Source organism: Rhizobium sp. BT04, from assembly GCF_030053135.1.
Classification (GTDB): Bacteria; Pseudomonadota; Alphaproteobacteria; order Rhizobiales; family Rhizobiaceae; genus Rhizobium; species Rhizobium binxianense.
The window spans coordinates 1,272,603-1,286,735 of record NZ_CP125652.1 but is presented as its reverse complement, the minus strand read 5'-3'; the positions used below and the strand labels follow the sequence as shown (position 1 = coordinate 1,286,735).

Below are 14,133 nucleotides of genomic sequence, written 5' to 3'. Positions count from 1 at the left end.
GGCGTCCTCGACGAGGGTTGCGGTGTCAGTGGCGGTCATGGTGTCCGGCTCGGCCGTAGTTCTTTGGTGCGATCCGCGCAACTAAAAGTATCTCCGGTCGACACTATTTTTTCACGAGGGCAATCACTCAAAGTGCGTTGGAATGGAAAAGCGCAGCCGCCGAGGACGGAAGCCACCAGAAACAGGCAAACGAAGCGGGTCATCATTTCTCTACTACAATGTGGAGATGCTTATTTGTTCGATGTTAAATTGGCTCTCGCGTATTGGCCGCGCAGCGGTTCTCGCACCGCTGATATGTTGACCTTCTTTCTGAGGATTGCGCATAGTTCGATGGCTAGAACGTTCTCAGGATGCAGCAAGGTCTGCCGCTCGGCTTTGGTTTCTCCTAAATCCTCGGTAACTACTTGATACATATCCGCTATTTCCATCCGTGGAATCGGCTTGCGGAGCTTTCCATCCTCATAGGCAACACGCTCAGCTTCCTGATACTGCCGATAGGCCTCATTCACGCTGGGAATGTTCAGCGCTTGGGAAGAGATGTCATTCCGAACAAACTCCATGCACCCTCGCGGATAGTGATCGCCCAGGGCATCAAAGACATCGCCTGCCCTCTTCAGCACCTCGATTGCAGAAGCGTCGCTCGCAGCCGACAATGCCGCTTGGCCGTATTTCCGAAAAATTTCGGACGCAGCCGTCAACGCGACCTCCTCGTCTCCTGCCTGGAACTTCGCGTTTACCTCCCTTGCTTCATCCATATGGTCCATGAAAATCGCGTGGAGCAACGGGTTGGTGCTCGCAAGATCATTCATTAACTCCTCGACCGATCCCGGCATCGCATCTTGTGCGATCGCTGCCGATGCCAGAAACCCAACCCCCGCGCATAACAATAAGAAATTTTTCATCCAAACCCTTTCCCACTTTGCACGACCTCAAAGACCCATCAGTCCATCGTGACGCCGTCGGCGTCAATGTGGCTGTCCGCTGGGTTGATCGGCTATCCGCAGGTCTAGCTATTGGCGTTGCAGATGCGCGTTTATCTGAGATACGCGGCCATGATGCCTTGACGGCCTTACCGATGACCGCCAGCCGAAAATCCATTCACCATATCAAGACACTCCCCATAAACGTTAATCCCATAACAGCACCTCCAGCGCGCCCAAACCCCCGCATTTCCCTACGCCATCCCCGCCAGCTGCCGCACGCCTTTCAACCTTCCTTAAGCGCCCGCTGATTAGCGTGTCCCCGAATTGAGGGTCTGTCTTATGTTCACCGTTCTGACGTGCGTTACCGAGCAGCATAATCTCACGCTGGTCGGTCTCGCGGGTTTGATCTGCTTTCTCGCCAGCCTTTGCGCGATGGTTCTGCTCGATCGGGCGACGTCTTCCGATGGCGCTGCCCGGTGGGTGTGGATCGGGACGGCGGGGGCGGCTGGCGGCTTTGGGATCTGGGCGACGCATTTCGTCGCCATGCTGGCTTACGACCCCGGTGTCGTCGTGGGTTATCATGCCGGCTTGACGCTGGTTTCGCTGCTGGTCGCGATCGTCGCGACCACAGGCGCGATCGCAGCCAAGATCGGCTATACCAGGTGGGTGGCGAATATTCTGGCGGGCGTGCTCTTCGGCGCCGGCATCGGGTCGATGCATTTTTCCGGAATGCTCGCCATCGAATTCCCGGGCGATATTTCGTGGGATGGCGGGTTCGTGGCGGTGTCGGTCGCACTCGGCATCGCCTTTTCGGTCGCGGCCTTTCGGTTTGCGGGCAGGGGCGAGCGGTCGCTTCTCGGCAGGCTCGCGCCGACGCTTCTGTTGACATCAGGTGTGGTCGCCCTGCATTTCACCGCGATGGCCGGTGTCACCGTCACGCCCGGCATTGTGGCGCTCGATCCCGCGACGCTGCTTTCGCCCGCGGTCATGGTGGTGACGATCGCCGCCGTCACCTTTTCACTGCTGGCAGCGGGTTTTGCGGCGGCCATTTTCGCCGTGCGCTCGGAGGCCAAGACCGCCAAGGCGGAGCGCAATTTCAAGCTGCTCGTGCAGGGCGTCACCGACTACGCCATCTGTATGCTCGATCCCGACGGCAAGGTCAGTAACTGGAATGCCGGCGCCGAGCGCGCCAAGGGCTATCGCGCCGAGGAGATCGTCGGCAAGGATTTCTCGCTGTTCTATTCGGCGGAAGACTGCCGGAAAGGCCTGCCGCAGCGGGCGCTCGAGACCGCCCGCACCGAGGGCAAGTTCGAAGCGCAGGGCTGGCGCTATCGCAAGGACGGCTCCTCCTTCTGGGCCGATGTCGTAATCGACGCGATCCGTGACGAAGCCGGCGCGCTGATCGGCTTTGCCAAGATCACCAAGGACAACAGCAAGCAGAAGGCCGATGCCGACCGGATCGAGGAGGTGACCCGCAATCTCGACGTGGCGCTCCAGAATATGGGGCAGGGTATTTGCATGTTCGACGGAGACGAGCGCCTGGTGCTCTGCAACAAGCGTTATCTCGATATCTTCCGCTTCCCCGAGGGTTCGGTGCGGCCGGGCATGCCCTACCGGCAGATTGTCGAAATCGGCTATGCCGCCAACACCGAGGATGCGGCGGAAGCGGCTGCCCAAGCCGAGGCGCATTACATCAGGAACATGGCGCTGATCCGGGCCGGCGCCGGCAGCGCGGTGCACACATATGCGAGCGGTAAGTCGATCCAGCAGAATGTCAACATGCTGGCCAATGGCGGCTGGGTCGTCACCTTCGAAGACATCACCGACCGGCTGAAATCCGAGGAGCAGGTCGCCTTCCTCGCCAAGCACGATGGGCTGACGGGCCTGCCGAACCGGCTGCAGTTCGGCGAGCGCGTTTCCGAGGAACTGATGGTCGCGGACCGGGTGAGCGGCCATGTCGCCGTCATCGGCATCGATCTCGACAAGTTCAAGGAGGTCAACGACCAGCACGGGCACGCCACCGGCGACATCGTTCTCGTCGAGCTCACCCGGCGTCTCGGCGCGGCGCGGCAGGAGGGCGAGTTCATCGCCCGCTTCGGCGGCGACGAGTTCGCCGCAACCAAGCGCTTCGACGATTTGAACGCGCTCCACGATTTCATCAGCCGGCTCGAAAGCGCGCTCGGCGGCACGGTCACCGTCGACGGCTTCGAGATCAAGACCGGCGCCAGCCTCGGCGTTGCGATCTATCCGAACGATGCCGAGAGCGTCGATGGGCTTCTCGCCAATGCCGACCTGGCCATGTACCGCGCCAAGCACACCCTGCTGCAGAGGGTCTGCTTCTATGAGGCTGATATGGACGAGACCGCGCGCCACCGCCGCGCGCTCGCCAACGACCTCTGGGCCTCAATCGATCGCAACGAGCTTCATCTGCACTATCAGGTGCAGAAATCGGTGCGGACGGGAGAGATCACCGGCTACGAGGTTCTCTTGCGCTGGCGCCATCCCGAGCGCGGCAATATCCCGCCGATGGATTTCATCGGCCTTGCCGAGGAATGCGGCGCGATCCTGCCGATCGGCGAATGGGTGCTGCGCGAAGCCTGCCGGGAGGCGGCGAGCTGGAGCAACGGCCACAAGATCGCCGTCAACCTCTCGCCGGTCCAGCTCGGCCATGCCGACATGGCGGTCGTGATATCAGGCATCCTCGCCGAAACCGGCCTCGACCCGCGGCGTCTCGAAATCGAGATCACCGAAAGCTCCATCATCATCGACAAGGACAAGGCGCTGCGCACCATGCGGGAGATGAAGGCGCTCGGCGTCTCGATCGCCATCGACGATTTCGGCACCGGCTACTCCTCGCTGGAGACGCTGCGCTCCTTCCCCTTCGACAAGATCAAGCTCGACAAGAGTTTCATGGCCGAGGTCGAAAGCAACGCCCAATCCAAGGCGATCGTCCGGGCCATTCTGGCGCTCGGCCGCAGCCTGGAGGTGCCGGTGCTGGCGGAAGGCGTGGAAACGCAGGCGCAGTTGGATACGCTTTTAGAAGAGCAGTGCGACGAGGCACAAGGTTATCTGCTCGGAAGGCCGCAGGCGATGCGCGCGCCGTCGATCGAAAAGGCGGCTTGAACAGTAAAGGCGGACGGGAGCGGAGAGGTTGCGGCTTAGTTCCTTCGCCCCGTTTACGGGGGTCCGAAGGACGGGTCGAGACCCGTGGCTCGACCCCGGTCGGTGGCGGCAGCCGGATGAGGGGCGTCCTCATCCATCTCCTACAGCAGGTTTGAGCCGGAAATCGCAAAAAAAGAGCATTTCCGTTACTCAAACAAACGGAAATGCTCTCTTAATTTAGTGCGGAGCCATTCTGGGGCGCTTCGCACCGCCTGCACCTCACTCGCGGCTATTCGTCTGACGTTGCCGGGGGACGTTTTTCCAGCGAGGTGCGGATTTGATCGATCTTTCCGTTCGCGTCGCCAACGCCAAGGATGGTCTTGGCTTGGTCAAGAACGGCCGGGCTGACCTGACCGGTTTTCGTTGCGGACGCCAATGCCTCCTCCAGCGCCTCGTCCCCTAACAGAGGGTCATCGGCTGCGGGCTCGGTTCCATTGTCGAGTTCGTATTGGGCATAAGCCACGGCATAGGCCGCGATGGCGGTCATGCGTGGGTCCGACGTATGCATCAACGCCCTGTAATTCCGTTTCAGAGAGTTCAGGCCCGCAAGTTGCGCCGACAGGTTCTTCTCTTTCTTGACGGTTTTGGTCTCATCCGCCTTGGACTTGCTGCCTGCGTCAGCGGATTTGCCTTTCAGGCCTGAGGATTTGGCGCTGCCATGGGCTGCACCGCTGTGATGGCTTGAGCCGTTGCCCTGGTTGCTGCTGCCGTGGCTGCCGCTGTTTCCATTGCCGCCGCCGTTACCGCCGCCATTGCCGCCGCCGTTGCCACCCCCATTTCCGCCACCGTTGCCGCCGTCCTTTGCGAGCGCTGATATGTCGAAGCCTGCAATGGTTGCCGGGCTTGCTGCAAGGGCCAGCGAGAGTGCGGCCAAGGACGCCAAAGTTGCTATCCGCATCATTTTCCTCCGGATCGGCTCATCAAGCGCGGTGTGAGTGCACCGCGTCTGGAGATGTCAGAGGTTAGACCTTGATTGCGTCTTGCACATCGGCCCGAGGTCCGGATGTCGGTCGGACTATGGTCCTAAACAAATGGAAGTACTTAACAAATCCATATCATCACCCGGGCCGGCGTCAGGCGATATCCGCGCGGGTCAGCGGAGACCGATGCCCTCACGCAAGCGTCCCGATTGGACCGAAGGAGAATCACGCCAAGCGCAAATCGAGAAGCGGGTGTAGCTTCTTGAGGTTCGGCAGCGACTTGGCCTGCCAGGGATATTGATTGGTGCCTTTGATGACGAGCAGCAGGTCGCCGATCTTTCTAGCTTCGATCGTCAATTTGGCCAGGAGATTTATGCCCGAGGAATTGAGAAACTCGAGACCGGTCAGGTTGAACGTCACCTGTTCGTGCCCCTCATGAAGCAGGCCTGAAATCAATGAATAAATGGGTGCATAGGCGTCCGGTCCTGCCAGCCGGAATACGCCGTCGAAATATACCTGGTTTCTTTCCGCCCATACGCGGAAATTTTCGTCGCTGATTTCCATTCTTCGCTCACGGATTGGAGGAGGGCGGCATCGCCACGGCTGCAGTCGTCGTCAGTATGATCCGCTGGTCATTGTTCTCTTCGAACGCCCAAGCCATTTTTGCCTCGTAGTCGCTCAGAAGGGTGAGCAATCCCAAGCCCGAACCGCTCGTTGTCGATATGGCATTGGTTTCGATTTGCTCAAGAAGAAGTTCCCCCGGGTCTTTCGATTGGAGGCGATGCAGCAGTTGCTGGAAGCGGGACGATGTCACGCCATCGATCGTGTTCTTCACCCTTATCAGAAAAGCTCCGTCGAATATGCCGGCTTCAATGAGGATCTCGCCAGGCTGTCGAAACTTGACGGCATTTTCAATCAATTCGTTGCTGAGATATTCGATGTCATGATGCGCCTGCACGTAGTCTTTCTTTGAACGTGAATACGGCAGAGCCATGACTTCCGCTATGAAGTCCGCCGTCATTCCCGAGTGCTTCCATCCCAGCTGAAGCGGTCCGTCGCTTAACGTGAGGCGGGTGCCCGAGCCTAAGCTTATATCAGCCAGAGATTCCATGCCATATACCGTTGGCGTCATTGGTTCACCTATGCCGCACGGCGAGAAGGGTGATGTCGTCGTAAATCTTCTGCGATCCGACAAAGCGCATCAATGCCGCTACAATTCCTGAAACGACTTTCTCGGCATCCTGACCCTTCAATCGAAGTGCTTCGCGGCAGAGACGTTCGATGCCGAAGAGTTCTCCCGCGTCGTTTGCGGCTTCTGTTACGCCGTCGGTATGCAAAAGTATGAGGTCTCCCGTCTCGAACGCGATTTCACGGGTTTTGATGAAAGCGGAAATATCGGCTTCCAGCCCGATCGGAATGCCCAGATCCATGGTGTCTATGCGCTCGACCTCGCCGTTCGCCCGCACGACGACAACTTCCTCGTGTTGTCCCGACAGGATCATCTCTTTCCCGTCGTAGTCAAGAAACGCCAGAGTGAGGTGCTTATCGATTTTCGTCCTGACGATATTCTTAAACAGGGCGCTGTTCAGATTGGTGAGAAATTTCACCGCATCGGTATTTCCGGCTTCCTGCAGGGCGCGGGCGACGGACTGAACCATCAGCATCAACACGCCGCTTTCCAGCCCGTGTCCGGTGACGTCGCCGATGCCGATCTTCAACCGGCTTCCGCTCTTCAAAACGTCGTAATAATCGCCGCCGACTTCTTCCGCCGGTCTCATATAGGCGGCGATCTCGAGCGCCTGAAAGTCCTCAAGCTCCTGATGCAGCGGAAGAACCATCAACTGGATTCTCTCGGCGACGGCCAGCTCTGTTCCGAGACGCCTGTTTTCTCGCTGAAGTTGTGAATTCAGCATCGAAATCTCTTCCTTTGCATCTGCGATCTGAGCGGTTCGCTCCTCGACGAGCTGTTCGAGATTTTCCGTGTGATAGCTGATCTCTTGGGCCATCCGATTGAATGCTTCGCCAGCCGCGCCGACTTCATCCTTGCTTGTTATGGCCACCCTGACCGAATAATCCTTCGCCTGAATACGTTTGGCGGCACCTGCCAGTGCACTGATGCCGCCGGTTATTCGTTTCGAGGCGGCAAATACCGCGATGGTCACGATCAGCAATGACATCAAAATCGCTAGGATTTGGTAGAGCACGATCCGGTTCGTCGCCTCGGAAATCTTGGCCTGGGCAGCATAGAGCGAGGCCTCGATTTCTCGCTCGGGCACAACCACCCCCAGCAACATCGCCTCTTGCCGAACCGGGCCACTGACCCAGAGATTGGTCGCCGGCAGTTTCTTGACGATAACGATATAGGGGACCTCGTTGCCGTCCTGCTGCAACAGCAGGTGCTGAATGCCCTGTTCTCGGTCAAGAGCCAGTTTGGCGATGGCAGGCTGGGAGCTTCCCTTCAGCGAGCGCTGCAGGCCGGTCAAGGCGCCGGCGCCGGCGCCGCCCGCATCGCTCGCAGAACGCAGACCGAGGGTTTTTTCTCCTGTGCCGTTGATCGCCACGACGTTTCCGTCGGACATTGCCAGAAATCCAAAGCCGGACTGGGCCACTTTCACATTCTCGACAATCTGTGCGAGCTGGTCGAGTGTGATGTCGGCGCCGGCCGTCCCGGCAACGTCCTTCCTGTCGGCTGTCCACAATGGATGGAAGAAACTGACGATCAGCTTGCCGGTAATAGCATCGGTATAGGGCGCTGTCTGGGTTATATCGTCGGCGACCGGACGCGTTTTCATATCCTTGGCCCAGCCCTGCCAGGACTCATAAAGTCCGGGAAAAAAGAAGTCCCAGAAATCGGCCTCGTTGTGACCGGGATAAAGCCGGTCGAAGGTCTGAGCCTGGTCGGTGTAGGGCGCGGTCCTGAAGATCGGTCGTGCTTTCGACCCGATATAATACATCTGCAGCTTTGAAGCACCGTGCTGCATCAGGCTCGGCGCAATAAGATCCAGAACAGCGCTCGCCTGGATATCGCTCTCCACAGCGGGCCTCGGTCTATGATCTTGTCCGAGCAAGTACCCCCAGACGCTCACGACAGAGACAGAACCCGGAGCGTTCTGGGACCACTTCCCCTTCTGATCGTAGGACAGGCTGACGCTGCCGGGAGAAGTGCGAGCGATTGCCGCGCCGACGTCCGAATTCCGCTCGGGATCGTCGATCTGCGCCTGGAGCACACCTGCCAGGGTACCGACGTCGCTATGAACCTGCCGCAGGAGCAGGCTCACCTGGGCTGCTGTGGAATCGGCATAGGTGCGGATGTATTCCTGGCTTGCAGCTTCAAGACCCTGGCCGACCTCGAGCGTTGCGTCACGCGATAGCCTCTGAACGTTCCAAAGTGCCAGTCCACCGCTGACCAGCAGGTCAAAGAGGACGGCTCCGCCGACGACCAGGATGAACTTTGCCCGAAACGAGGCCAATCCTGCCGGTCTTTTCGATAATTGCGCGTCCATTACAGCGGCTTTCTTCCGGATGCAGCCCAGATCGGCCAGCCTGCGTAACCCTTGGGGTGAAGAGCGGCAAAGATGTGATCCTTGAATCCCTGCCGGAACCTGCGAATGAAATCCACGGAGTCGCCCCGTCGGACGGCCATCTCACCGGCGTAGACATTTTCCCAAGCTTCGATGATGTCTGCGAAGTCCTGGGGATCCCCATCAAGGTTGGTCACCATGAAGCAGTCGACCTTGATGTCATCGAACCCCGCATCGGCGAGGAGATGGCGGCTTTTCGGCCCCATTTCGACATCCATGTGGAAATGCCTGAACAGTTTGGCGACCTCCTCGTAAGTCCATTTTATTGTTTCAGCATGTGGCTCGCCCAGGCAATGCGAATTTTTCTCGTTGGTGATGTAGACGCGGCCGCCTGGTTTGCAGATTCGGTAAAGCTCCCGCAGCAGCATCTCGGGACGGTCGAAAATCTGCAGCGAATGTCGGCAGGTGACAAAGTCAAATTGGTTGTCTCGAAGCAGCATTTGCGAGGCGTCACCATAGGTGTACTCGATTCCCTGCAGATCGAAATCGGCAGCGACCTTGCGGGCATAGTCGAGGCTGCGCACGGAATGATCCAGCGCGACAAGGCGTGCCGGTTTGAACTCCCGCTGAACCAGGGCGGCAAAATCACCAATTCCGCAGCAGATATCGGCGATGACAAGGCCGTTGCGCAGGCCATGGCGAGGCAGCAGTTCGCGTTCGTGCCTCCATGTCATTTTCGTCTGGGTGCGCAGAATGGGAATGAAACTCTCATCCTCGACGAAGGTCTGGCCCGGATAAAATGCCGAATCGTAGACTTCGACCGACAAGTTTGGTTGTGAGGCGACCAAGGTCTCGAACAACGAGGTCGACCATGCCACCACGCTCGACGTAATGATGACGATCCTGCGTTCCGGCCTGGCCCGGCAGCTTGCCGTCAGGACATCGGACAGGGCGGCGAAGGCCGTCATGTTGATGTGCGTCAGACGTTTGACATTGAGGTAAACGACCCCGCTGTATTTTTCCAAACTTTGCCGCACGAGCTTCAGGACATCGGCAATCTCACCGGCGCTTTCGGGCCGCATCTTGCCAGCCAGCAAAAGTTCCTGATTTGTCGGATCGAAATGCGCGGTGAAGGGCAGGGGAAGCAGGTTCATTGGAAGTCCTCCCTGGAGGGGAAATCCGCGATGATTTGCATCCCGTGCACGTCGTCTTCTTCAATACGGATAGCGGCGCGGAATATTGTCGCCAAATCTCGGAGCAAGACTGTTTCTTCGGACTTCGTGACCAGGTCTGCGGAGCCGGCGACAGGCTGACGGTCAAATGCGTCCTCGCGAGGAAACGCAATTCTCAGCCGATTGAATGTCGCGCTGCGATAGAGACCGAACCTGATCCTTCCAGGCGCTCTGGTCGAACGGAAAGCAAGTTCAACGAGTTCGTTTGCCGCGACGGAAAGAAAATTGGAATATCGAGCGGGATCGCTGTGGCTTTGCCCCAGAATTTCCGAGAGATATTCGGTAATCCCGTCGCAAAGCTGCCACCGGGATTTGAACATCGCAAGGTTCATTTCCAGCGATACCATCGGCACGAATGCGTGGTCGTCGAAGCCAGATGCTTCCTCTTCCAATCCACCCTCCATCAGTTTTGCCCGGGGCGTCAGGCTAATGCTTGCGACAGTTGAAGGCACGGCAAAAAATCGGTTGTTCGTTATGGCAGAGCGTGCCGCACAGATGTTTCCGCCCGGGCGATGAACTCGTCGATTGCCTCGACCGGTAGCGGCCTGCTCACCAAATAGCCTTGAAGTCTGTCGCAGCCCACGTTGCGCAGCCATTCCGCTTGAGCCGGCGTTTCAACACCTTCGGCTGTCACCTGCATGTCGAGACCATGTGCCAGGTCCACAATACAGCGGACGATTGTCTGACTTTTCGGATCGCTTTCGAGATCGGTGATAAAGTATTTGTCGATTTTGATCGTGTCGAAAGGGAATGTCTTCAGATAGCTCAGCGAAGAATATTCGGTCCCGAAATCATCCAGCGAGATTCGTAGCCCCAGCACGTTGAGCGTATTCAAGGTATCGATGTTATTGACGGTCCGCTCAAGCAGCACGCTTTCGGTTATCTCGAGTTCCAGACGATCGGGCGGCAACCCGACCAGGTCGAGCGTCTGGGATATCCGATCGGTGAGGCCGCTCGTCAAAAATTCAGCCGCCGACACATTGACGGCGACGAGGTAGTTCTGCGGCCACTTCATTGCCTCGCGGCATGCCTGCTCCAAAACCCATGCACCTATTTCGGGCATCAGTCCATCGGCCTCGGCCATCGGAATAAATGTCACGGGGGGAATATTTCCAAGGAGAGGGTGGTGCCACCTCAGCAATGCTTCGAAGCCGACAATGCAGCCGCCCTCTGCGATGGGTTGGTATTCGACGGAGAATTCCTGTTGGACCAAGGCCATGCGAAGGCTGCGGCGCAGCAGTTCGCGTTGCTCCAGCAATTCAAGCATTGAGGGATCAAACGCGCTGGCGCGGCCGCGCCCCTCTTTCTTCGCAGCGTAGAGTGCGAGGTCGGAGGCTTTCATCAGCTGCTCCGGAGTTGTTCCATCAGGTGGAGCGGTCGATATGCCAATGCTGGAACCAACAAATACCGTGATGCCATCTATGGTGAAGGGCTTTTTGAATGCGGCAACCAAAGCTTCTGCCAGGTGGTGTGCTTTGGCCGGATGCCCCGAGCCCGTCGATATGACGGTGAATTCGTCACCCGCCAGTCGATAGGCTCTGTCATCAGCGGTCAGGCAGCCTTGAATACGCCTTGCTGCGAATTGAAGAAGCTTGTCTCCGGCCGGATGCCCGAGCGTGTCGTTCACGGGCTTGAAATCGTCAAGGTCGAGCTGCATCAGGGACAGGGTCTCGTTCGAGGCTGCGGTCTCCTGTAACAACTCGGTGAGGTCGTCGCTGAACTGGCGTCGGTTCGGCAGTCCAGTCAGTGGATCGTGGGTGGCGAGATGCAAAAGGGTTGCCCGCTCCTCGTCGATAGGTTCCTCGGACCGAACCACGGCAAACAGATCTCCGATCTTGTAAATCGTCAGTCCGCGCCACCCAGACCTGCTGGGATCGCCAAATATCCGCAAAGGCTGGGTACCATCGCCCATGGAAGCGAAAGCGAGGGTAATTTCCGATTTGTCTAATTCTGTAAAATGCTCCCAAAACGACGCTGCTGGTTTGACGGAAGCAGGCAGCTCATTGCCCAGCAAATTCTCGACGGGATTGAAATCGCGGTCAAAGAACAAAAGCCGGTCGATCGAGCTCAAAACTTTTGCCTCCGTTTTTCCGCCGGCCGAGCGGGCCGCACGAATTTTCCGCATGTCCAAGGCTCTCCCTCGCCGCAGGTCCTAATCAGTTATCGTAGCAGTTCGACTCCCACACAACTTGTGCACGTTAAGATTTACATTAGGCATTTCTGATTAACAATCCCCAACCGCAGCATTGAGATACACTTATGTCACGGATAAGAAGAAGCAATCGATCGCCCTCACGCCGGTCTCTGAAGGACAGGACCACGGGAGGCCGTCACGCGGTGATCCGATTTCGAAGCCTGCCTTCATCGAGCAATATTCTCACCGTCCGCGCTGCGTTTTGGCGCATCTCGACCGCGGCGTGATCGGAGTAAAAGGCATTGTGCGGGGTTATCACCAACCGTCCTGCGAGCCAGTCTTCGCGGTTGCGCCAGGCCGAAAGCAGCGGATGGTCGCCTGGCGGCTCCTGCACCAGCGTGTCAATCGCGGCCGCTGCCAGGTGACCGCTCCTCAGGGACGCTTCAAGCGCATCGAGATCATCGATAAGTTCGCCGCGGGCCGTATTGACCAAAATGGCTCCGGGTTTCATCCGGGCCAGCCCGTCGCCGTCCAGCATGCCGCGTGTCTCGTCCGTGGCCGGACAATGGAGCGTGACGATGTGAGACCGTGCGAAAAGATCGCTCGGATTGTCGGTGCGCTCGTACCCCACCGCCTTTTCGTGACCAGGCGGTTGGCCGGGATCATAGCCGAGGATGCGAAAGCCGAACGGCTTCAGGCGGTTGATGACCGCCGTTCCGATCCGTCCGACACCGACGACGCCCACAGTGGCCCGGTTTGCGCGGGAAAGCGGCTTGAGGCTGTGGACCTGCCAGCCGGACGTATAGCCACGGGCGCGCGCGTCATGTTCCCACAGCCGTCTTTGCAGAGACAGGATCATCGCGACCGCGTGGTCGGCAACCTCCTCGGTGCCATAGTCCGGGTTGTTGGCGAAGGGGATGCCGGCGTCCGCCAAGGCCGCGATATCGATCTTCTCGTAACCGACTCCGTACCGCACGACGCCCCTGCAGCGGGTGAGATGAGCGATGCTTCGCCGCCCGAGCCGTGCGCCCCAGACCATCAGGGCGTCGAGCCGGGCGAGGCGATCGGCAGCGAAAAGCGTTTCATCCGTGGTGGCGAAGAAGTCGATCTCGACATCCTTGCCGAGCACCTCGGCCTCGAGGTCCGGCGTGCCGATCATGTGGTCGGTAATTCCGACCACATATTTTCTCTGTTCTGTCATTCGGAAGAAGAGCCGCCCTCGTTTATCGATCCCTTGGTCATGCGAACCGTCCTACCTCTTCAATGCCCAGCGAACCCGGCTTGCCCCCATCGCGTGCGAGCCTTGCCGCCGCTCGTTGGAAGGCCGCGTTGAGGGGGGCGGCCACGCCGTGAAGACGTCCGAGCCGCACGATCTCACCGTTCAGGTAATCAACCTCACTTGACGTGCCGCGCACGAAGCTCTGCCATGTCGATTGCTGGCCGCGTTCGATGCCGCTGTCTTCGGCGACGCGCCAGCCCGATATGTCGACCCTCCGTTCCGACGGAGCCGCCAGATCGTATCCCGCCGCCTTCAGGACGGTGCGCGCTTCCTCTGCCAATTCGGCGGCTGCTTTTGCGCGAGCCTCCGGCGTGCCGGCGAAAAGCTCGACCGCGTTGGTGGCATTGTGCTGCAGCTTCGCGGCCTTCCAGCGGCGAATGTCCGCACGGGCTTCGGCCAGATATCCCGCCTTCGTCAGGTCGGAGACAATTGCCGATGCGGTATCGTCCAGCCCGTGCGGATAGCGTCCGAGCGTGACAACGCCGAGATTCGGTTCACCGCCGACGACGACCTCACCGGTCACGGTGTAGCGCGCGGGAATGAGAATGCTGGCCGCATAGACATGATGGAAGCGCCGCAGCGCGATATCCTCGGCGGCCAGCCCGTTTTGGAACGTGACCAGCGGCAGATCGGATGCGAGGCCCGCGCCGTCCACATCGCGCCAGGCCCAGAAATCGGTTGCCGCCTCGACATCCTGCGCCTTGACTGTGAGGATCAGGATATCGTCCGGCTTCAGAGCGGGCGGCGTTGCGGTGTCGACCACGTTGAGTTGAACCAACCGGGTTTCCCTCGGGCGGCGATAAGAAAGCCCATGGGCTGCGATATGAGCGATCTGCGCGCCGCGTCCCACCAGAACGTAAGGAATGTCGCGGGTTTCGAACTCGGCGGCAAGGCTGGCACCGACCGCGCCGGCGCCGATGATGATGTAACGTGTCATGTAGGTCCGCTGCAAATTGAGTTGA

11 protein-coding genes are annotated in these 14,133 nt (G+C 58.9%); 1 reads left to right on the top strand and 10 read right to left on the bottom strand.

The features are described from left to right. Positions 1-230: 230 nt before the first annotated feature. The gene (locus tag QMO82_RS14875) at positions 231-902 is read right to left on the bottom strand and encodes a hypothetical protein (RefSeq protein WP_183606824.1); all 672 of its coding nucleotides are present in this window, start codon (positions 900-902) and stop codon (positions 231-233) included. 360 nt (positions 903-1,262) lie between these two features. On the opposite strand from QMO82_RS14875, the gene QMO82_RS14870 reads away from it, so the two are divergent. Continuing rightward, positions 1,263-4,046, top strand: coding sequence for an EAL domain-containing protein (locus QMO82_RS14870; RefSeq protein ID WP_183606825.1), 2,784 nt, complete (start codon positions 1,263-1,265; stop codon positions 4,044-4,046). A 268-nt stretch (positions 4,047-4,314) separates the two neighbouring features. Here QMO82_RS14870 and QMO82_RS14865 read toward each other — a convergent pair whose 3' ends face one another. The 9 genes from QMO82_RS14865 to QMO82_RS14825 all read right to left on the bottom strand — a co-directional run bounded on the left by QMO82_RS14865 (position 4,315) and on the right by QMO82_RS14825 (position 14,108). Next, positions 4,315-4,983, bottom strand: coding sequence for a hypothetical protein (locus QMO82_RS14865; RefSeq protein WP_183606826.1), 669 nt, complete (start codon positions 4,981-4,983; stop codon positions 4,315-4,317). Positions 4,984-5,230: 247 nt separating this feature from the next. Beyond that, positions 5,231-5,569, bottom strand: a complete 339-nt coding sequence (locus QMO82_RS14860) for a hypothetical protein (protein ID WP_183606827.1) — start codon at positions 5,567-5,569, stop codon at positions 5,231-5,233. A 7-nt stretch (positions 5,570-5,576) separates the two neighbouring features. After that, positions 5,577-6,137, bottom strand: coding sequence for a hypothetical protein (locus tag QMO82_RS14855; RefSeq protein ID WP_183606828.1), 561 nt, complete (start codon positions 6,135-6,137; stop codon positions 5,577-5,579). 4 nt (positions 6,138-6,141) lie between these two features. Beyond that, a complete protein-coding gene (locus tag QMO82_RS14850) occupies positions 6,142-8,508 on the bottom strand; it encodes a SpoIIE family protein phosphatase (protein ID WP_183606829.1) in 2,367 nt (788 codons plus the stop codon). After that, the gene (locus QMO82_RS14845) at positions 8,508-9,680 is read right to left on the bottom strand and encodes a class I SAM-dependent methyltransferase (RefSeq protein WP_097621990.1); all 1,173 of its coding nucleotides are present in this window, start codon (positions 9,678-9,680) and stop codon (positions 8,508-8,510) included. Before QMO82_RS14845 ends, QMO82_RS14850 begins: the two co-directional genes overlap by 1 nt. Further along, complete coding sequence (locus QMO82_RS14840; protein ID WP_183606830.1) at positions 9,677-10,150, bottom strand: hypothetical protein; 474 nt, start codon at positions 10,148-10,150, stop codon at positions 9,677-9,679. The genes QMO82_RS14845 and QMO82_RS14840 overlap by 4 nt, the downstream gene beginning before the upstream one ends. A gap of 80 nt (positions 10,151-10,230) precedes the next feature. Then, positions 10,231-11,883, bottom strand: coding sequence for a bifunctional diguanylate cyclase/phosphodiesterase (locus QMO82_RS14835; protein ID WP_183606831.1), 1,653 nt, complete (start codon positions 11,881-11,883; stop codon positions 10,231-10,233). Between the two features lie 205 nt (positions 11,884-12,088). Continuing rightward, entirely contained in the window at positions 12,089-13,093 is a 1,005-nt protein-coding gene (locus QMO82_RS14830) for a C-terminal binding protein (RefSeq protein WP_183606832.1), read from the bottom strand. Positions 13,094-13,130: 37 nt separating this feature from the next. Then, positions 13,131-14,108, bottom strand: coding sequence for a ketopantoate reductase family protein (locus QMO82_RS14825; protein ID WP_183606833.1), 978 nt, complete (start codon positions 14,106-14,108; stop codon positions 13,131-13,133). Positions 14,109-14,133: the final 25 nt, after the last annotated feature.

Excerpts from the sequence above, each read along its gene's own strand:
- QMO82_RS14870 (WP_183606825.1), top strand. The coding sequence starts at position 1,263 with ATGTTCACCGTTCTGACGTGCGTTACCGAGCAGCATAATCTCACGCTG.
- QMO82_RS14860 (WP_183606827.1), bottom strand. The coding sequence starts at position 5,569 with ATGGAAATCAGCGACGAAAATTTCCGCGTATGGGCGGAAAGAAACCAG.
- QMO82_RS14865 (WP_183606826.1), bottom strand. The coding sequence starts at position 4,983 with ATGCGGATAGCAACTTTGGCGTCCTTGGCCGCACTCTCGCTGGCCCTT.
- QMO82_RS14875 (WP_183606824.1), bottom strand. The coding sequence starts at position 902 with ATGAAAAATTTCTTATTGTTATGCGCGGGGGTTGGGTTTCTGGCATCG.
- QMO82_RS14830 (WP_183606832.1), bottom strand. The coding sequence starts at position 13,093 with ATGACAGAACAGAGAAAATATGTGGTCGGAATTACCGACCACATGATC.
- QMO82_RS14835 (WP_183606831.1), bottom strand. The coding sequence starts at position 11,883 with ATGCGGAAAATTCGTGCGGCCCGCTCGGCCGGCGGAAAAACGGAGGCA.
- QMO82_RS14825 (WP_183606833.1), bottom strand. The coding sequence starts at position 14,108 with ATGACACGTTACATCATCATCGGCGCCGGCGCGGTCGGTGCCAGCCTT.
- QMO82_RS14845 (WP_097621990.1), bottom strand. The coding sequence starts at position 9,680 with ATGAACCTGCTTCCCCTGCCCTTCACCGCGCATTTCGATCCGACAAAT.
- QMO82_RS14850 (WP_183606829.1), bottom strand. The coding sequence starts at position 8,508 with ATGGACGCGCAATTATCGAAAAGACCGGCAGGATTGGCCTCGTTTCGG.
- QMO82_RS14855 (WP_183606828.1), bottom strand. The coding sequence starts at position 6,137 with ATGACGCCAACGGTATATGGCATGGAATCTCTGGCTGATATAAGCTTA.